Raw genomic sequence first — 17,652 nt, 5'->3', positions numbered from 1 at the left:
GTCAGAACGGCATGCCTGCGGCCTGCTGGAGACTGCTCATCACTACCTGGACCATGTTCAGCACCAGGAAGACCAGAATCGGCGACAGATCCAGCCCGCCCATAGGCGGCAGCAGGTTGCGGAACGGTGCCATGATGGGCTCTGTGATCTGGTGAATGATCTGGATGCCGGGGTGTGGATTGCCGGGTGCCAGCCAGCTGATCACGATCATGCCAATGATGGCGAAAAAATAGATAGTGATGACCAGGCTGATCACTTTGAGCACGCCCCAGACCAGCAGTGCCAATGGCTGGAAGCCGTAGCCGGCGAGGCTGAGTATGATCAGATACATGATCGCCTGGAACAGGATGGCGACAATCAGCGAAGCACCATCGAATCGTTTGACCGGCGGCACCATCTTCCGCACGGGGTCGGTGACCGGATTGGTGGCCTTGGCAATGAACTGGCTGATGGGGTTGAAGAAATCCACCTGGCAGAGCTGAAAAAGGAACCGCAGGATCAGCAGCGTCAGGTAGAAGGTGGTGAGCATCTGGAGGGATGAAACCAGGATTTCGGTGCCCATAAAGCGAATTTCTCCGATTGGAAAATACTAGATCAGACCGCCCCGCTCTGCGGTGAAGCTCAACGGTCACGCATAGCCGCTGATTATAAAGCTTTTCTCAACTGCTCCGACAGCTCCGCCGAACGTGTCTTCGCCGCATTGAAGGCCTTGGCCACGATGCCGCGCAGGCCACCGCTTTCCAGGGCCTCTACCGCCTGTTCCGTAGTGCCGCCGGGAGACATGACATTGCGCCGCAACTGGTCGGGCGCCTCGTCGCCCTGCGAACACATCTGCGCGGCGCCCGCCATGGTCTGGATGGCAAGCTGGCGGGCGGTCTCCGGGGGCACGCCGGCGTCGACCGCCGCCGTCTCCATGGACTCCACCAGCAGGTAGCAGTAGGCGGGGCCGCTGCCGGAGAGGGCGGTGACGGCGTGCATCTGCTGCTCCTCTTCAAGCCAGACGCCCAGGCCGATGCTGCTGAAAATGCTGGTTACAGCCTCACGCTGCTTCCTGGATACGCTTTCTGTCGCGTAGAGCGCGGACGCGCCCTTGCCGACCAGGGACGGCGTGTTGGGCATACAGCGGACTACTGGCACATCACCGCCAAGCCAGCCACTGATGGTTTCCGAGTCCAACCCCGCGGCAATCGAGACAGCAAGCGGACGGGTATTGCGAACCACGCTGGCAATGTCCTGGCAGGCTTGTGCCATGACCTGCGGTTTGACCGCCAGGATCAGGATGTCAGCCTGGCTGGCGCAGTGGCGGTTATCGGTGGTGGTGTAGATCCCGAAGTCATCGCGCAGCCCCTGCAGGTGACTGTCCTCCGGCGCACTGGCCCAGATCCGTGTGGGGTCATAGCCATTGGCGACCAGGCCCCCCAGAATGGCGCGAGCCATGTTGCCGGCGCCGATGAAAGAGATAGCGGGTTGCTGCGAATCCTGTTGCATCACTGAGCCTCGTAGTCGCGGGGTCCGAAAAGGGCAGTGCCCAGGCGCAAAATGGTGGCGCCTTCAGCGATGGCGGCTTCCAGGTCGTCGGACATGCCCATGGACAGAGTATCCAGATCTTCATTATCCACGCCGCGTCGCACCTCAGCCAGCAGCCCCGCCAGTTCTCGGAAGCGCTCACGCTGCACCGGTGGCGGATTAGCCGGGTCCGGAATGGCCATCAGTCCCCGCAGCCGGCAGCCTTCAAGCCCACTCAGCGCCTGCGCCAGCCCAGGCACCTCCTCCGGCCGAACGCCGGATTTGCTCGGCTCATCATCAATATTCACCTGAATGCAAAGATTCAGCGGTGTCATGCCCTCGGGCCGCTGCTCGCTCAGCCGCCGAGCCACCTTGGCGCGATCAATGCTGTGGACCCAGTGGAAATGCTCAGCCACCAGACGCGTCTTGTTGGACTGCAGTGGCCCAATCAAATGCCATTCCAGATCGGGCAGATCCGAAAGCGCTTCAATCTTTTCCAGCGCCTCCTGAATGTAATTCTCACCGAAGGCGGTTTGCCCGGCGCCGGCAGCTTCCCGCAGCATGCTTGCCGGTTTGGTCTTGGATACGGCCAGTAACCGCACCCCTTGCGCGTCCCGTCCAGCTTCTTCGGCTGCAGAACGGATGCGTGTGGCTGCCTTTTCAAGGTTCTCTGCTATGCTGGTCATTGGCTCTGTCCGGGGGAATGTGACGGCTCATAAAGTAACGTCTGCCCCTGGAAAAACCAAGCTACAACCTATGTCTGGTTTTCTGCGACGTTCTGTCTGAGGGCACCATGGATATAACCGAATTACTTGCGTTCTCCGCCAAACAGGGCGCATCCGACCTCCACCTTTCCGCCGGCCTGCCCCCCATGATCCGGGTGGACGGCGATGTCCGGAGGATCAATCTCCCGCCCATGGAACACAAGGAAGTCCACGGGCTCATCTACGACATCATGAATGACAAACAGCGCAAGGACTACGAAGAGTTCCTGGAGACCGACTTTTCCTTCGAGGTCCCCGGTGTCGCCCGCTTCCGTGTCAACGTGTTCAACCAGAACCGGGGCTCCGGTGCCGTGTTCCGGACCATCCCCTCCAAGGTCCTGACCATGGACGACCTTGGCATGGGCCAGGTGTTCAAGGACATTGCCTCCAACCCGCGCGGCCTGGTACTGGTAACCGGTCCCACTGGTTCGGGTAAGTCCACCACGCTCGCGGCGATGATCGACTACATCAACGAAACCCGCTACGACCACATCCTCACCATCGAGGATCCGATTGAATTCGTGCACGATTCCAAGAAGTGCCTGATGAACCAGCGGGAAGTGCACCGTGACACCCTGGGCTTTGGCGAATCCCTGCGCTCCGCCCTGCGTGAAGACCCGGACATCATTCTGGTAGGCGAGCTGCGGGACCTGGAAACCATCCGTCTGGCTCTGACGGCTGCCGAAACCGGCCACCTGGTATTTGGTACCCTGCATACCACCTCCGCAGCCAAGACCATCGACCGCGTGGTGGATGTGTTCCCCGCCGAGGAAAAGTCCATGGTGCGTTCGATGCTGTCGGAATCGCTGCAGGCGGTGGTCTCTCAGGCACTGCTGAAGAAAAACGGTGGCGGCCGGGTTGCTGCACACGAGATCATGATCGGTAATGCGGCGATCCGTAACCTGATCCGGGAAGACAAGGTGGCGCAGATGTACTCTGCCATCCAGACAGGCGGTCAGCTCGGCATGCAGACCCTGGACCAGCATCTGAAGAACCTGCTTCAGAAGGGCTCCATCTCCCGTGAGGAGGCCCAGGCCAAGGCCAAGATGCCGGACAATTTCTGATAAAGCGCGTGGAAACCAGTCATGGAACTCGAAAAGCTGCTCAAGGTCGTGGTCGATAAAAACGGATCGGACCTGTTCATTACCACGGGCGTACCGCCCAGTGTAAAAATCAACGGGCGCATTGTGCCGGTGACCAAGGAACCGCTGACCCCGGAGAAAACGCGGGAGCTGGTGTACGGCTCAATGACCGACAAACAGGCTCGTGAATTCGACGAGCACAACGAGTGCAACTACGCGCTCAGTGCCCGCGGAATCGGGCGTTTCCGTGCCAGCGCCTTCTTCCAGCGCAACCTCTGTGGCATGGTATTGCGCCGGATTGAAACCGAGATTCCGAAACTGGAAGATCTGGATCTGCCGGATGTCATCAGCGAACTGGCCATGACCAAGCGCGGCCTGATCATCTTCGTGGGGGGAACCGGTACGGGTAAGTCCACCTCCCTGGCTGCCATGATCGGCCACCGTAACCGCAATAGCCGGGGGCACATCATCTCGGTGGAGGATCCCATTGAGTTCATCCACCAGCATGAGGGCTGCATTGTCACGCAGCGCGAGGTGGGGGTGGATACAGAGTCTTTCGAAATGGCCCTGAAGAACACCCTGCGTCAGGCGCCGGACGTCATCCTCATCGGCGAGGTGCGGACAGCCCAGACCATGAGCTACGCCGTGAGCTTTGCGGAAACCGGCCATCTGTGCCTGGCCACACTGCACGCCAATAACGCCAACCAGGCCCTGGACCGGATCATCAACTTCTATAACCCCGAGGTGCATAACCAGATCTGGATGGACCTCTCACTTAACCTCAAGGCCCTCGTCGCGCAGCAGTTGATTCCCACGCCGGATGGCAACGGTCGGGTGGCGGCCATCGAGGTGTTCATCAATACCCCGCTGGCTCAGGATATGGTGCGTAAGGGCGAAGTGGACAAACTCAAGGACCTGATGACCAAATCGGGTGAACTCGGCATGCAGACCTTTGACCAGGCGCTTTACCACCTCTATGCGGACGGCAAGATCACCTACAAGGATGCACTGGCCCATGCGGACTCCGCCAATGACCTGCGCCTCATGATCAAGCTGGGGGCCGACGCGGCGACGGCGGAAGAACTGTCGAGCTCGGTAGATAAACTGTCGATCCAGGATGATGGGTAACGTCCTGCTGGTGGAACTGCTCACTGGTTTCGCTGTCGGGGGCATGCTGGCTATGGCCGGTGTGCTCATGCAGGTGCTGCTTCGTACACCTCTTGCCGAGCCCTATGTGCTGGGTGTCTCCGGGGGAGCTGCCAGCGCCGGGCTGGTCTGTATGCTGCTAGGGCTGAGCGGCTGGTGGATTACCGGGTCCGCGCTGCTTATGAGCCTGTTCTCGCTGGCAGTGGTCTTCCTTGTGGGGGGGAACGGTGCCCGGGTTCCCCGGGAACGGCTGCTGCTGACCGGCGTGGTGATGGCGGCAGGCTGGAGTACCGTTATCAGCTTCCTGCTGGCGCTGGAGTCCAGCGCTTCGGTGCATGACATGCTCTACTGGCTTATGGGGGACCTCAACCGGCCCATCTCGCCCTGGTGGGGCCTGATCACCCTGATCCTGGCGCTGGTGGCGGGCTGGATCATGGCCCCGGCACTGGATCTGCTTGTGCGCGGTGATGAACAGGCCGCTGTGCTGGGCGTGGAGGTGCACCGGGTGCGTGTGGTGTGCTACGTTCTGGCAGCGGTGCTGACGGCGCTGGCGGTTACACTGGCCGGGCCCATCGGCTTTGTGGGGCTGGTGGTTCCTCATCTTGTGCGGCTTCGCGTCGGGGCGCGCCATCGGATCCTGCTGCCATTTTCCGTTCTGGTTGGAGGGGTTTATCTCAACGGCCTGCAGGCCGTTGCCGATCTGCCACTGGTGCCGGGGTCGGTTCCGGTCGGTATCCTATCAGCCATCGTGGGGATTCCGGTCTTCCTGTACCTGTTGCAGCGCACAAGGATCGGTAGCTGATGGCATCACTGCAGCTGGATCGCCTCGTTTTCGGACACCGCGGCGAGGCTCTTACTGAACCGGTGACCGTTGAGGCACGTTCCGGGGAATTCTGGGCTGTGCTGGGCGAGAATGGCTCTGGCAAAAGCACACTTATGGCCACGCTGGCCGGCCTTCTGCCCCCGCTGCAGGGGCAGGTGGCTGTGGATGGAGTGAATCTGAAGCGTATTCCGCGCAAGGTCCTGGCGCGTCGGCTGGGGCTGCTTCTACAGCATCAGGATGTGGCCTTTCCCTACTCGGTGCGTGAGGCGGTCAGCGCCGGCCGCTACGCCCACCGCCCACCCTGGCGGCCCCTGAGCCGGGCTGATCACGCCATGGTGGAGCGCGCTCTGGAGGAAACGGGCCTTCTTGAACTGGCCTCAATGCGGGCGGATCAGGTGTCCGGAGGGGAGCAGCGCCGCGTGGCTATCGCCACGCTACTAGCCCAGGAGCCCGGAGCGCTTCTTCTGGATGAACCAGTGAACCATCTGGATGTGCGCCATGAGGTGGCCCTGATGGACCGCTTCCGGGATTACGCGGATGATGAGCGATTGATCATGGTATCGCTGCACGACGTGAATCTTGCGAGCCAGTACGCGGACCGGCTGTTGATGCTGTACCCTGACGGCACCTGGGAAGCCGGTGAGGCAGCGACGCTGCTGACCGAAGACCGGCTGGAACATCTGTATGGCGTACCCCTCAAGGAAGTGGGCTCGGCGGAGACCCCCTTCTGGGTACCGCTGGGGCACCGCAAAAGGACACGGCTATGAGCAACCGAACACTGATTCTGGGGGGCATCCGCTCTGGCAAGAGTGCGCTGGCCGAGGCTGAGGCAGCCGCCTGCGGGTCGTCTGTCGTCTACGTGGCCACCGCCACCGCTGAAGATGAGGAAATGGTCGATCGCATTGCCCGCCATCAGCAGCGGCGCCCGGATGACTGGGGACTGGATGAAGAGCCAATAGCGCTGGGCGGCGTTCTGGCTCGGCACCGGGAAGCGGGTCCCTGTCTGTTGATTGACTGCATGAGCCTCTGGCTCGGGAATCTGCTGGGTGCGGATGAGGGTGCGCTCGAGCGCGAACGCGAAGCCTTTTTGACGGAGGTGGAGCGCTACCCCGGCCCGCTGGTGATCGTCAGCAATGAAGTGGGCCTGGGCGTGATCGGTATGGATGCGCTGACACGCCGCTTCTGCGACGAACTGGGCTGGCTCAATCAGGCGCTGGCGCAGCGTTGTGATCAGGTGGTGCTGAGCGTGGCTGGGCTACCCCAGGTACTCAAGGGGTCCCCGGCTGGTGCGCCATCAGGCAGCTGAGCCACTCCTGGGTTTCCGTGATCCGGTCCATGCGGATGCGGCTGCGACAGGCGAACGGCACAGACACTGCGCCCATGGCATGTTCCAGGGGCGTGGCCATGGCCATGGCCAGGATCATGCGAATGACACCCCCGTGCCCAACCAGCAAGGTGCGCTGGCCCTCCAGTTCCTGCCGCCAGTGGGTCATCGCCGCTTCGACACGCCGGAAAAAGGTTGCGATGTTCTCGCCACCCGGCGGTGGACAGTGGACCGGGTCCTGCCAGAACGCCCTGAGGGCATCCGGGGTTTCCCGGGCGATCGCCTCAGGAGTGTGGCCATCCCAGTCGCCGAAGCTCATCTCCTGAAGATCGCGCTCCTGGTAGAGGGGCAATCCCCGGGCTTCGGCCACGGAGGCCGCGAAATCGGCGCAGCGTTTCAGGGGCGAGGTCAGAACCGCGTCCCACCGGTCTGATTCAAAGACCTGAGCCTGCATCTGCTGCCACCCCAGGTTACTCAGAGGGTCATCGATCAGGCCACGATACTTGCGGCCCCCCTCTGGCTCACCGTGTCTTATCAGGTCAAAAAAAGTGCCCGGTCGCTCGGATCTGTCAGCCATCGCTTACTCCCGCCTCCGCGAAGGTTGCCATTTGATTGTGCAACGCACAGGCAGAGCGTAGCACTGGAACGGCGATGGCGGCACCGCTGCCTTCACCCAGGCGCATGTCAAGATCCAGAACCGGCGTGGCGCCCATGGCATTAAGCGCATAGCGGTGGCCGGGCTCGCAGGATTGGTGAGAGAAATGCATCCAGCTCATTAGATTCGGGCTCAGGTGCGTCGCCACCAATGCTGCGGCGGTGACGATGAAACCGTCGACCAGGACTGGGATCCCCCGGTGAGCCGACCCGATCATCGCACCAGCCAGCGCGGCGATCTCAAAACCGCCGAGGGAAGCGAGCGCGTGGAAGGGATCTGTATCGCTGCCGTGGCGCTGCAGAGCGGCCCGGATGCGGCGAGCCTTGCGGGCCACGCCGAGCTCGTCCAGGCCGGTCCCGGGGCCAACCAGCTCCTCGACACGGGCCCCCAGCAGCAGGCTGGCCAGAGCCGAGGCACTGGTGGTATTGCCGATGCCCATGTCACCGCCCACGAACAGTTCAGCGCCGGCTTCCGCCGCGCGTGCCGCCGAGCGGTCGCCGGCCTCCAGCGCCTGCTCCAGTTGGTGCGCTGTCATTGCCGGTTCCTGCATCAGGTTGCCGGTGCCTGCAGCAATCCATTCGTCCGTAACGCCCCGGTCGTCCGGCAAGGGATGGGCCACCCCCATGTTGATGACCTCCAGGGTCGCGCCGAGCTGGCGGGCCAGAACGCTGATAGCGGCACCTCCAGCGGCGAAGTTCGCCACCATCTGGGCCGTGACCTCCTGAGGAAAGGCTGAGACCCCATCTCCCGCAATACCGTGGTCTGCCGCGAATACCGCCAGGTGCACCTGATCCACCGCCGGTTGATCGCAGTGCTGCTGCGCGCAGAGATGGCAGGCCAGTGCTTCCAGTTGCCCAAGCGAACCGGGCGGTTTGGTCAACTGTTTCTGGCGGGCTGTGGCCCGGTTGTAGTGGGGGCGGGAGGGTTTCGGAAGGGGCTGCTGCCAGAAAGGATCAGTCATGGCTCGATACTGCATTGGTTAAATGCTTGCACCTTACTCTGAAGCAGTCGCAAGTGCCAGAGTGGGGCAAAAGTGCAAAGAGTCAGAACACGAACTAAACTAGCGCCAAGTCATCGTTGTAAAAACGCTCCAGGGAGTCTTACAGATGAGGTGCGGCCTATTGTCAGGTTGGCAGTCAGCCGTACTGCTGTTGCTGCTCATGGTGGTGGCAGTACCGCTGTCGGCCGCAACGCTGTTGCCTGACGACCACGACCGGCAGCTCGCCGGAACCACAGAAGTCCTGGAAGATCCCGGGCAGCGTTTGACTCTGGCGGAGGTGCGTCGGAGTGAGGCCTGGGAGTCGCATTCAGAGGCCACCTTCAATAAGGGGTATGATGACTCTGCGTGGTGGATCCGGTGGTCCCTGGCGAACGATTCGACGCACGCGCGCAGACGCATCCTCTCCATTGACTACCCGTTGCTTCAGGATCTGCGGCTGCATATCAGCAGCGATAGGGAAACGGGCTGGAAACTGGTGCGAATGGGGGCGCAACGACTGTTCAGTGAACGCCCCTATGAGCATCGTCGATTTGCGGTACCGGTCAGCTGGCAACCCGGGGAGACGCGCCATTTCTATCTCCGAGTCCAGACGGATACGGCCCTTCAGGTCCCCTTGACTCTGTGGGATCCGCCGTCGTTCCAGGCGCATAGTACGCTCAGAACGACGGTGGACGGGATCTATTTTGGCGCACTGATTGCGATCGGGCTCTATAATCTGCTGCTGTTCATGGCGGTACGGGATCGTAATTACATCCTGTATGTCGGTGTGGTTTTCGCCATTGCGATCCTGGTTGCCACCATCAACGGCTATACTTTCCGTTATCTATGGCCCACCGCCCCGGACTGGAATCTCCAGTCGCTCATCGTGTTCTTCGGTCTGGCCCTGTCTTTTGCGGCATTATTCATCAGTTCCTTTCTGGAGATGCGGCGCCATTCACGCTGGCTCAATGCCATTCTGTTGGGCGAGGCCGTGGTTGGGGGACTGATGGTGCTCGCTTCGGCAACACTCAGCTACTACTCGGCCATCATCATCGCCATCCCTCTTGCCGTTTTTGCAACAGTTTACGGTTTCATTGTCGGGGTTGTTGCCTGGGTACGTGGCCAGAGAACCGCGCCCTATTACCTGCTTGCCTGGTCCTTTCTGTTGCTGGGGATGCTGATTCTGGCGCTCAGTAAAGGCGGGGTGCTGCCGGCCAATATCGTTACGGATTCAGCAGCCCAGGTGGGGTCTTTTCTGGAAATTCTTCTGCTGTCGTTCGCCCTGGCGCAGCGCATCAATATTGAGCGGCGTCTGCGTTTCGAGGCTCAGGAGGCGATGCTTGAGGAGAGCGAACGCCATAACCGGGAGCTGGAAGAACGAGTGCAGGCACGCACGGAAGAGCTGGAGCAGGCCAATCAGAGATTGAATCAGCTCAGCGTCACTGATGTTCTAACCGGGCTCAAGAATCGCCGTTACCTGGCGGATGCTTTGCCCCGGGAAATTGCTCGTGCAGAAAGGGACAACCGCGCGCTGAGCGTTGCTATGATCGATATTGACCATTTCAAGGCCTTGAATGACACTTTCGGCCACAAAGCGGGGGATGCCTGCCTTCAGATCCTTGGTGGGATCCTGACGGATGAAGTCCGGGCACCAGATATTGCGGTCCGTTATGGCGGTGAAGAGTTCCTTCTGGTGTTTGTGGACGCGGACAGGGATGGCGCGCTTGGCGCTGTCGAGCGTCTGAGGGCGCGACTGGCGCGTACACGCGTCCCCTGTAATGAGTCTGAGCTTTCATTCACTGTCAGTGCTGGCGTGTCCATCCGGAAACCGGACTCGTTCGCAACAGCCAATGAAATGATTCAGCAGGCGGACCGCGCGCTGTATAAGGCCAAGGCGGAGGGGCGCAACAGGGTTTGCGTGCATGATGCCAGCCAGGAGATCAGGCCCGGTTCGCCACTCGGTTAATTTGAGTCGCCCGAAACGGATTGCCATGGCTACCGACCTGTACAACGAGACTTACCGATTTAACCCCGCCAAGGTCAGGGCTGAGTTCCTGCAGTTGCTGCCTATAGCAGTTTTCGTGGCGACTTTCGGCGTTGCCTTTGGTCTGGCAGCTGGCCAGGCCGGACTGCTTCCCTGGCAGGCGGGGCTGATGAGCGTGACCGTTTTTGCCGGTGCCGCCCAATTTGCAGCCCTGGGGCTTTGGGGTCAGGAGGTGTCTCTGATGCCGCTGGTCGCTATCGTGCTGGCGATCAACTCTCGCCATATTCTCATGGGTGCCTCGCTTTACCCAATGCTGCGCAAGCTTCCGATGGCCCGGCGTTACGGCCTGTTAGTGGTGCTCACAGATGCCAACTGGGCGCGTTCCTTTCAGCAGTACCAGGCCGGGAAGGAGAATCTGGAGGCCATTCTGGGGGGAGGTCTGGCACTGTGGATGGCCTGGGTCGTCGGCTCGCTCTTCGGAGGTTATTTTGGCGGGCTTATTCAGAACCCGGAAGCCTTCGGGTTGGACATGGTGCTGGGGTGTTTCCTGCTAACAATGGCGCTGGGCGGCCCGAAATCGCGCCGGATTCTGGTGGCGTGGACGGTGGCGGGCATCTCGGCGGTGCTCGCCTGGCGCTGGTTGCCGCCGCATACCCATGTGATTGTGGGCGCGCTGGCTGGCGGTGTGGTTGGTCTGTTCTGGTTGGAGCCTGCTCGTGATCCGTATTGAGACAACCACACTGGGCATTCTGGCGATCATCCTCATCATGACCCTGGTGACTCTGGTCACCCGGTTTGGCGGTGCTTTTCTGATGGCACGGGTGCCGCTGAGCCGGCGTGTGGAGAGCTTCATCAACGCCATGGCCAGCTCCGTGCTGATCGCCATTGTCGTGCCCATGGCGTTTGCGGGCGATCTCGGCGCCAAGGCGGCGCTGCTGACCACGGCAGTGATCATGATTGCAACGGGGCGCTCCCTGCCGGCTATCGGCGCTGGATTCGTGGCCGCTGCGTTGGTGCGGCAGCTGTTGTGATGGCGTAAACTGGGCCGCCCGAACAACCCCGGAACCGCTATGGCTTTCACGCTGATCATCTGCATTGCTGCTCTGCTCCTGGACCGCCTTTGGGGGGAACCGCGGCGCTGGCATCCGCTGGTGGGGCTGGGGTATGTCATTACCCGGCTCGAAAGACACTTCAATGGCACGGGTAAGGGTCGGGCCAGGGACGGTGGGCTAGCGGTTGTGCTGCTGGTGTTGCCATTCGTGGTTCTGGGAGCAGTGGTCTCGTTCCTGCCAGTCGTTTTCAGCGCGCCGCTTGCGGCCATCTTGCTTTGGCTCTGCATCGGTTGGCGAAGTCTGACGGAGCACGGCATGGCGGTTTACCGTCCGTTGGTCGAGGGCAATCTGACTGAAGCGCGGACCCGTGTGGGTATGATGGTGAGCCGGGATACCAGAGAGCTGGATGCAACAGATGTTGCCACAGCAACCAGTGAGTCGCTGCTTGAGAATGGCGCGGACGCGATCTTTGCCAGCCTGTTCTGGTTCATCGTGGCAGGTCTGCCCGGGCTGCTTCTGCACCGCGTCGTTAACACGCTGGATGCCATGTGGGGCTATCGCACAGCGCGCTTCAACCGATTTGGGCGTGTCGCGGCTGTGCTTGATGATGTTCTGAACTGGATCCCCGCGCGGCTGGTGGCACTCGGTTACGCCCTTACCGGACACACAGGCCTGGCGCTGCGCTGCTGGCGCACGCAGGCGCCAGCATGGGATAGCCCCAACGCCGGTCCGGTCATGGCGGCCGGAGCAGGGGCGTTGGCCCTTCAGCTTGGGGGCGGCGCGCCCTACCACGATGGCTGGCGCGAACGGCCTGTTCTGGGCACCGGGGCGCCCGCGAGCGCTGAAGCCATTCCGGAGGTTCTCAAGCTGATCGGGCGCAATCTCGTGCTCTGGATGGCTGTGCTGGCAGTGCTTGCAATGCTGGTGGAATCGACGCCGGCGGGGATCTTTTAAGTGGCGGTGTCGCACGGAGGTCGACTGAATCAAGCGGTGCGTGAATGGGGCATTCCGCCGCAGCAGTGGTTGGATCTGTCCACCGGCATCAACCCATTGCCCTGGCCGGTACCGGATATCCCGGCACGAGTGTGGCAGCGCCTTCCGGAAGACGATGACGGGCTGCCGGATCTTGCCCGGCACTGGGCAGGTGCGCCGGCGCATGCCGGATGCCTGCCTGTTGCGGGAACCCAGGCTGGGATACAGGCTTTGCCCCGGCTTAGAGCGCCCGGGCGTATCGGGGTGCCCTATCCAGCCTATGCGGAGCATGCCCAATGGTGGCGTGCCGCTGGGCATGACGTCATCCCGTTCTCCGATCTGCCTTCCAGGGTGGCCATTGAAAGCCTGGACGCACTGGTTTGGATCAACCCCAACAACCCCACCGGCGAGTGGGTGAGCCGGGAACGTCTTGTGGCGTGCCACGAGCAGCTGGTGGGGCAGGGCGGCTGGCTGGTAGTGGATGAGGCGTTTATCGATGCGGAGCCGGAGCAGAGTCTGGTGCCGGAAACCGGGCGTGCTGGACTGATCGTCTATCGCTCAATGGGAAAGTTCTTCGGTCTGGCCGGTCTGCGGGGTGGGATGGTGTTCGGCCCGCATGAACTCTGTGACCAGCTTGACGCTGCCCTGGGCCCCTGGTCTGTCAGCCACCCGACTCGTTACCTGATGCAGCAGGCGTTGGCGGATGCATCCTGGCAGCAGGCGGCTGCCCACCGGCTCAGGAACGACAGTCAATGGCTTGGCGCAATGCTGCGGGAAGCGGGGCTGGAGCCCCAGGGTAGTACACTGCTGTTTGCCTACTGCCCCTGTGACAATCCCGTGCGCATCGCCAGATCATTAGCGGAACAGGCGGTACTGGTCCGGGTTTTCGAAACGCCTCCGGCCCTTCGTTTCGGGCTTCCCGGCTCACAGACCGAATGGCAGCACCTTGAGCGTGCGCTGCATTACCTTAACGGTAGAATCGCGACATCTCGTTAAGTACCGCCTTGACTGTTCCGGGGTCCGGAGAAAAATCCGGCGCGTTATTGAGCTGGTTATCCACGGTTGTCACGCGCCCCGACGCGTGTTGCACGATGCGGTGGTCATCCAGCAGCACCGCGTAATCCATGTAACTGTGGGCGATGCTCCAGTCCCGCTCGCGACGCTGGAACAGGCCGTTGCCCGTGGCATAGATTTCCGGATCCGTGGCCCCGCACCCAAGGGCGTTGCCCATGATGGTGGGGGCCACATCGAAGTTTTCGGTGCGGTAGCTGTGCGTTTCGCTCCCGTGCCCCGGCCAATGCACAATCATGGGGGTGTGCAGCTGGTACTGGCCGAAGTTGCTTCCGTGGCCCCAGTAGTTCTTACCGTGTTCATTGAACTCCTGGCCGTGATCGCCGGTGATCATGACGATCGTGGACGCCAGCATGCCCCGCTCCTTAAGGTCCGAAAGAACACGCCCGATCTGATTATCCACAAAGTGAAGCGTGGACTTGTAATTGTTGCGCATCAGCTCCGGGTTGAAATCCGGTCCCAGTGCGAGCTTGTTCACTGGATCCCAGTAGGGCTGGAACTTTACCGGGTAATCGTCCGGAACCCGATGACCATGGGGCGTGTCGTAGAAAAGAAAGCCGAAGAACGGGTCGCTGTCATCGGATTTGCTCTGCTGTTCAGTGAACGCGAGCCAGTCCTCGGTAATGCGGATGTCCCAGTCCCATGATTTGTCTCCGGGTGTTTCCAGGCGCAGATTCTCCACAGAAGCGAAGACGTTCTTGTTGAAGGCCGGGCTGATCAGAGGCGCGGATCCCATGATCTTCAGTTCGTAGTCCAGCTCCTGAAGGCGCGTGATCATCACAGGCGCCCGCTTCTGGCTGGTGAACGTGTCCCAGTAGCCCGCTGGCAGGGAGTAGAAGAGCGTGAAGATGCCGGGTTTGGTGGCGTTGCCATTGGCGTAGTGATTGCTGAACTGGATGTTGTTACCGGCAAAAGCCTGGATGTTGGGCATCCACTTCGGGTCGACCATGTCGCCACGAGCGCCATCAATCGCAATCATCAGCACGTTGGGCCGCTCAGCCGGTGCCTCACAGGTAAGGGGTTGGGTGGGGTAGTTCAGCTGGCCACCGCCGCGGTTGCCTGAAAGGGCGCTTGTGGCGCTGCTCTTCTGGACCGCCTTCGGGTCAACAAGGCCGTTTTTTTCCATGAAACGCTTCGCTGTGGCGCCGTAATAAAGCGGCATCGCGCGGGTTATCGACGTGATCCGGCTGTCATGATTGGCATCGGCCCAGGCGTGCCAACTGTGCACCGTGAGCTGGCCCGCAAACACCGCAGCCAGGCCAAGGGCAAGCCAGCGGAAACGGGGGCGTCGCCATGCCAACAGAAGCCCAATCATGAGTTCCAGAAGCAGCAGGCCCAGCGCGGCAGCACCAGCAATCGCCCACATCTGCCAGGGGAAGGAGAAGATCTGGCTGCCGCCTTTCAGCGCCATGTCCAGCACGAAACCGGAGAGATGGAAGCGGAACTGCGCATAGGTGACGGTGTCGATCAGAAGCAGGCCCAGCGCCCCGGTGGCATAGAGTGTACCGGTCGCAATCAGAAGCCACCTGCTGGGAAGCAGGCTGATCGCCAACAAAGGAAGGCCAACTACTAGCGCCAGAAGGGGAAACTGGGCCAGGTAGAGCAGTATTAAATAGACGCTGGTTATGCCGTCAGGGATTGTGAGCCAGGGCAGATAACGGAGCCCGGCTAACAGTGCAAGAATGCCATTGATGAGAAGGAACCAGCCGGTCCAGCTTGCCCGTTGACCTGCGCGTCTGAATTGAGTTTGCTGCAAACCACCCTCGTTCAATGTTTAACGGTAATCGATAGGTCGTTTATTATAGTTATTCTGTTTTGAATGCCCAAATCCGGCTGCATCCGTAGTTTCCCTGCGATCAGGCCGGAAATAGCCGGATTGGCTGAGTTGACCCTCCAATGGGGCCTTGGTAGGGTTCAACCCGCTTTCAGGTGTCCCTGTGCAGACAGGGTTGAAACGGGAAGCCGGTGAGCTGCATCAAGCAGCGATTCCGGCACTGCCCCCGCAACGGTGATTGAGTTAAAGGCGGCCATCGCGCCACTGTGCCGGAGAAGCACGGGAAGGCGGTCGCTGAGGGTGCCAAAGCATCTGCTCATCAGTCCGTAGACCGGCCTGGAAGAAACGCCATGCGTTGCGGTGGGCAACGGCAGGCCGGTTGGATCTTCCCCGCACGGTTCGCACTGTGTCATCTGCGCTTTCCTACCGCCTGTCTTAAGTTTGTCCCTCCTGCAATAGTCATAGTGAGCCGCGCGGGGAAGCGTGGCCAGTTGGTTAGAGGTTGGTTTTTGCCATGAGGGGTGATTCGAATCACGCTCTGCCTATTGTTGCGGTCTGTCTCCTGACGGTGTCAGTAACGACTGCTGCGGATGCTCAACTGAACGCCGAGGAACTCGTCGTGGTGGGCGCTCAGGACAACATCGCCGGGCAGCCCCACCCCGAGGATGCAACCACACCGGTCCGGGTTGTTGAGCGTGATCAGCTGAGCAATCGAATGGCGACTGTCGCTGATGCCGTTGCCAGTCAGCCCAGCACCCAGATCCGCCAGACCGGCGGCGTTGGCAGCTTCGCAACGGCTTCCATTCGCGGCTCCTCGAATGATCAGGTTCAGGTTTATCTGGATGGCATGCTTCTCAACGACCCCATGACAGGGGGCGTGAACCTCAACGAATATTCCCTCCATAACATCGAACGTATTCAGATCTATCCAAGCGCGCCGCCTGCGCAGTTTGCAAATGCCAGTATTGGCGGTGTGGTTTTGATGGAGACCTTGCAGCGTGATGCCGCGGATACGACTCGACTAACCGCCGGTGCCGGTTCATTTGGGACGCGTCGTCTCGGTGTTTTTCAGGGCGTTGGGGAGGGGCGATCCCATGGGTGGGTGGCCGTTAACCGGTTACAGAGTGATAACGACTTTTCCTACCCGAACAAAGCTGATTGGTTCAACCCGAGAGATGGGGGGACAACGAAGCGTCGTAATGCTTACGTTGAAAGGACGGACTTCAGCATCAAAGGAGGCCATCGCTTTTCGGAAACCCTAGATGCGGATGTTCTGCTACAGCACTCGCTGAGCGACGAGGGCATTCCCACCATTCAGAACTGGCCCGACAACGAGGCATCCCTGAGTCGCGAGACGACTCGAGGCCAGATTCACATTGGCGAAAAGGGGTGGCATTCAGGGAAGCTACACAGCAGCCATCGAATCAGCTGGTTCAGAAGCGATGAAGACTTCGACAATCGGGGCGGCTTTGTTGGTGTCGGCCGGAGTGATGTAGAGACCCGAACCAGCAGGGTGGGGCTGCTCAACTCGTTCAGTTATTTACTTGGAGGACATACGTTCACGCTTTCGAGTGATCTCTCCCAGGCTTCCTACGACCAAGATGATCAACTCGATCCGGAACCTGCCGATGAAAGGCAGCGGCGCCAGCTGGTTGGGGCTTCGAGTCACGAGTGGATCAGTCGTAATGGCAGATGGCGGACGCAGGGCGTCGTCCGGTATTTTCACCTGGATGAGCGCTCTGATGAGACCCGCCCCGACGATACTGTCCAACGAGTCTCTGATCGCAACAGCTACAGCAGCTGGCAGTTGGGTATCGGGTATTCGCCGCTCCGCAACTGGCAGGTATTTGGCAATATCGCGCAGCAAGTCCGCATTCCCTCGCTCCAGGAGCGCTTCGGTGAACAGGGGCGTTTTGTCGGCAACCCTGACCTGGACCCTGAGCAGGGTCTGAATCTCGATACGACGCTCCTTACTGAACAGTCCTGGGGAGGCTTCGAGACGACGCTGTTCTGGCGTGATCTCGACCCCTCCATTGCCACCACATTTGATGCTCGCGGCGTGGGTCGCAACGTCAATCTCAAGGCTCGCATTTATGGCGTTGAAGGACAGAGCTGGATCAATCTGACACCCAACTGGAAGCTGACCGGTAATGTCAGTGCCAAGGACTCGGAGAACCGGTCGTCATCAGTACGGGATCGCGAGGATAAGAAGCTTCCCGGTATTTACCACACCTCGTTTCAGGTGGGCATTGAATGGTCCCCGGGTCGTTGGAATACCACGCTTAAATGGCGTGTTGACGATGACCTGTATTACGACTCGGCCAACCGGCTCAAAGCGGATCAACGTCAGAGGCTGGATGCCACGCTCAAGTGGGAAACCCAGTGGCCTAATGGCCACCAGACCAGCTTTCGTCTGGAGGGGCGGAATCTCAGTGACGAGCTCTATCAGGATTTCAATCGATTCCCGGCGCCGGGACGCTCGGCGTTTTTCACAGTGACACACCGGATTTAAACCAGTAT

General features: G+C 60.7%; 17 protein-coding genes and 1 riboswitch. Of the genes, 11 read left to right on the top strand and 6 right to left on the bottom strand.

Going from position 1 to position 17,652, the window contains the following annotated elements; translation table 11 throughout:
* Nucleotide 1: 1 nt before the first annotated feature.
* The 3 genes from AAF659_RS10885 to AAF659_RS10875 form a co-directional block, all read right to left on the bottom strand.
* Nucleotides 2-562: a YggT family protein gene (locus AAF659_RS10885; RefSeq protein ID WP_349751778.1), complete on the bottom strand. Its 561-nt coding sequence runs from the start codon at nt 560-562 to the stop codon at nt 2-4.
* An 83-nt stretch (nt 563-645) separates the two neighbouring features.
* The gene (gene proC, locus AAF659_RS10880) at nt 646-1,488 is read right to left on the bottom strand and encodes a pyrroline-5-carboxylate reductase (RefSeq protein WP_349751777.1); all 843 of its coding nucleotides are present in this window, start codon (nt 1,486-1,488) and stop codon (nt 646-648) included.
* Entirely contained in the window at nt 1,488-2,192 is a 705-nt protein-coding gene (locus AAF659_RS10875) for a YggS family pyridoxal phosphate-dependent enzyme (RefSeq protein ID WP_349751776.1), read from the bottom strand. Before AAF659_RS10875 ends, proC begins: the two co-directional genes overlap by 1 nt.
* Nucleotides 2,193-2,299: 107 nt before the next feature.
* Between AAF659_RS10875 and AAF659_RS10870 the strand changes: the two genes are divergently transcribed.
* The 5 genes from AAF659_RS10870 to cobU are packed head-to-tail and all read left to right on the top strand — an operon-like array spanning nt 2,300 to nt 6,627.
* Nucleotides 2,300-3,334 carry a type IV pilus twitching motility protein PilT gene (locus AAF659_RS10870; protein ID WP_349751775.1) on the top strand — a complete coding sequence of 345 codons (1,035 nt, stop codon included), beginning with the start codon at nt 2,300-2,302 and terminating at the stop codon, nt 3,332-3,334.
* A 21-nt stretch (nt 3,335-3,355) separates the two neighbouring features.
* Nucleotides 3,356-4,480, top strand: a complete 1,125-nt coding sequence (locus AAF659_RS10865) for a PilT/PilU family type 4a pilus ATPase (RefSeq protein WP_349751774.1) — start codon at nt 3,356-3,358, stop codon at nt 4,478-4,480.
* A complete protein-coding gene (locus AAF659_RS10860; RefSeq protein ID WP_349751773.1) occupies nt 4,470-5,300 on the top strand; it encodes a FecCD family ABC transporter permease in 831 nt (276 codons plus the stop codon). Before AAF659_RS10865 ends, AAF659_RS10860 begins: the two co-directional genes overlap by 11 nt.
* Nucleotides 5,300-6,088, top strand: coding sequence for an ABC transporter ATP-binding protein (locus AAF659_RS10855; RefSeq protein ID WP_349751772.1), 789 nt, complete (start codon nt 5,300-5,302; stop codon nt 6,086-6,088). Before AAF659_RS10860 ends, AAF659_RS10855 begins: the two co-directional genes overlap by 1 nt.
* Nucleotides 6,085-6,627: a bifunctional adenosylcobinamide kinase/adenosylcobinamide-phosphate guanylyltransferase gene (gene cobU, locus AAF659_RS10850; protein WP_349751771.1), complete on the top strand. Its 543-nt coding sequence runs from the start codon at nt 6,085-6,087 to the stop codon at nt 6,625-6,627. Before AAF659_RS10855 ends, cobU begins: the two co-directional genes overlap by 4 nt.
* Here cobU and AAF659_RS10845 read toward each other — a convergent pair.
* A complete protein-coding gene (locus AAF659_RS10845) occupies nt 6,590-7,222 on the bottom strand; it encodes a histidine phosphatase family protein (RefSeq protein ID WP_349751770.1) in 633 nt (210 codons plus the stop codon). The two genes, cobU and AAF659_RS10845, sit on opposite strands and share 38 nt — an antisense overlap.
* The gene (gene cobT, locus AAF659_RS10840; RefSeq protein ID WP_349751769.1) at nt 7,215-8,261 is read right to left on the bottom strand and encodes a nicotinate-nucleotide--dimethylbenzimidazole phosphoribosyltransferase; all 1,047 of its coding nucleotides are present in this window, start codon (nt 8,259-8,261) and stop codon (nt 7,215-7,217) included. Before cobT ends, AAF659_RS10845 begins: the two co-directional genes overlap by 8 nt.
* A gap of 160 nt (nt 8,262-8,421) precedes the next feature.
* On the opposite strand from cobT, the gene AAF659_RS10835 reads away from it, so the two are divergent.
* The 5 genes from AAF659_RS10835 to cobD are packed head-to-tail and all read left to right on the top strand — an operon-like array spanning nt 8,422 to nt 13,283.
* Complete coding sequence (locus AAF659_RS10835) at nt 8,422-10,245, top strand: sensor domain-containing diguanylate cyclase (protein WP_349751768.1); 1,824 nt, start codon at nt 8,422-8,424, stop codon at nt 10,243-10,245.
* Between the two features lie 25 nt (nt 10,246-10,270).
* Nucleotides 10,271-10,993, top strand: coding sequence for an AzlC family ABC transporter permease (locus tag AAF659_RS10830; RefSeq protein WP_349751767.1), 723 nt, complete (start codon nt 10,271-10,273; stop codon nt 10,991-10,993).
* Nucleotides 10,980-11,294, top strand: coding sequence for an AzlD family protein (locus AAF659_RS10825; RefSeq protein ID WP_349751766.1), 315 nt, complete (start codon nt 10,980-10,982; stop codon nt 11,292-11,294). The genes AAF659_RS10830 and AAF659_RS10825 overlap by 14 nt, the downstream gene beginning before the upstream one ends.
* A 39-nt stretch (nt 11,295-11,333) precedes the next feature.
* Nucleotides 11,334-12,269: an adenosylcobinamide-phosphate synthase CbiB gene (gene cbiB / locus AAF659_RS10820; protein ID WP_349751765.1), complete on the top strand. Its 936-nt coding sequence runs from the start codon at nt 11,334-11,336 to the stop codon at nt 12,267-12,269.
* Nucleotides 12,270-13,283 carry a threonine-phosphate decarboxylase CobD gene (cobD, locus tag AAF659_RS10815; RefSeq protein WP_349751764.1) on the top strand — a complete coding sequence of 338 codons (1,014 nt, stop codon included), beginning with the start codon at nt 12,270-12,272 and terminating at the stop codon, nt 13,281-13,283.
* On the opposite strand, the gene AAF659_RS10810 is transcribed toward cobD, so the two are convergent.
* Nucleotides 13,255-15,114, bottom strand: a complete 1,860-nt coding sequence (locus AAF659_RS10810; RefSeq protein WP_349751763.1) for a DUF3413 domain-containing protein — start codon at nt 15,112-15,114, stop codon at nt 13,255-13,257. The genes cobD and AAF659_RS10810 overlap by 29 nt on opposite strands.
* A gap of 154 nt (nt 15,115-15,268) precedes the next feature.
* Nucleotides 15,269-15,486, top strand: a riboswitch (cobalamin riboswitch).
* Nucleotides 15,487-15,646: 160 nt separating this feature from the next.
* Between AAF659_RS10810 and AAF659_RS10805 the strand changes: the two genes are divergently transcribed.
* Nucleotides 15,647-17,644: a TonB-dependent receptor gene (locus AAF659_RS10805; RefSeq protein WP_349751762.1), complete on the top strand. Its 1,998-nt coding sequence runs from the start codon at nt 15,647-15,649 to the stop codon at nt 17,642-17,644.
* Nucleotides 17,645-17,652: the final 8 nt, after the last annotated feature.

The organism is Salicola sp. Rm-C-2C1-2, assembly GCF_040196175.1.
Taxonomy (GTDB): Bacteria; Pseudomonadota; Gammaproteobacteria; order Pseudomonadales; family Oleiphilaceae; genus Halospina.
This window is presented reverse-complemented; position numbering and strand designations above follow the sequence as displayed.

What these genes read in the sequence shown, in the direction of transcription:
- AAF659_RS10885 (WP_349751778.1), bottom strand. Translation starts at nt 562, where the DNA reads ATGGGCACCGAAATCCTGGTTTCATCCCTCCAGATGCTCACCACCTTC.
- proC (WP_349751777.1), bottom strand. Translation starts at nt 1,488, where the DNA reads ATGCAACAGGATTCGCAGCAACCCGCTATCTCTTTCATCGGCGCCGGC.
- AAF659_RS10875 (WP_349751776.1), bottom strand. Translation starts at nt 2,192, where the DNA reads ATGACCAGCATAGCAGAGAACCTTGAAAAGGCAGCCACACGCATCCGT.
- AAF659_RS10870 (WP_349751775.1), top strand. Translation starts at nt 2,300, where the DNA reads ATGGATATAACCGAATTACTTGCGTTCTCCGCCAAACAGGGCGCATCC.
- AAF659_RS10865 (WP_349751774.1), top strand. Translation starts at nt 3,356, where the DNA reads ATGGAACTCGAAAAGCTGCTCAAGGTCGTGGTCGATAAAAACGGATCG.
- AAF659_RS10860 (WP_349751773.1), top strand. Translation starts at nt 4,470, where the DNA reads ATGATGGGTAACGTCCTGCTGGTGGAACTGCTCACTGGTTTCGCTGTC.
- AAF659_RS10855 (WP_349751772.1), top strand. Translation starts at nt 5,300, where the DNA reads ATGGCATCACTGCAGCTGGATCGCCTCGTTTTCGGACACCGCGGCGAG.
- cobU (WP_349751771.1), top strand. Translation starts at nt 6,085, where the DNA reads ATGAGCAACCGAACACTGATTCTGGGGGGCATCCGCTCTGGCAAGAGT.
- AAF659_RS10845 (WP_349751770.1), bottom strand. Translation starts at nt 7,222, where the DNA reads ATGGCTGACAGATCCGAGCGACCGGGCACTTTTTTTGACCTGATAAGA.
- cobT (WP_349751769.1), bottom strand. Translation starts at nt 8,261, where the DNA reads ATGACTGATCCTTTCTGGCAGCAGCCCCTTCCGAAACCCTCCCGCCCC.
- AAF659_RS10830 (WP_349751767.1), top strand. Translation starts at nt 10,271, where the DNA reads ATGGCTACCGACCTGTACAACGAGACTTACCGATTTAACCCCGCCAAG.
- cbiB (WP_349751765.1), top strand. Translation starts at nt 11,334, where the DNA reads ATGGCTTTCACGCTGATCATCTGCATTGCTGCTCTGCTCCTGGACCGC.
- AAF659_RS10805 (WP_349751762.1), top strand. Translation starts at nt 15,647, where the DNA reads ATGAGGGGTGATTCGAATCACGCTCTGCCTATTGTTGCGGTCTGTCTC.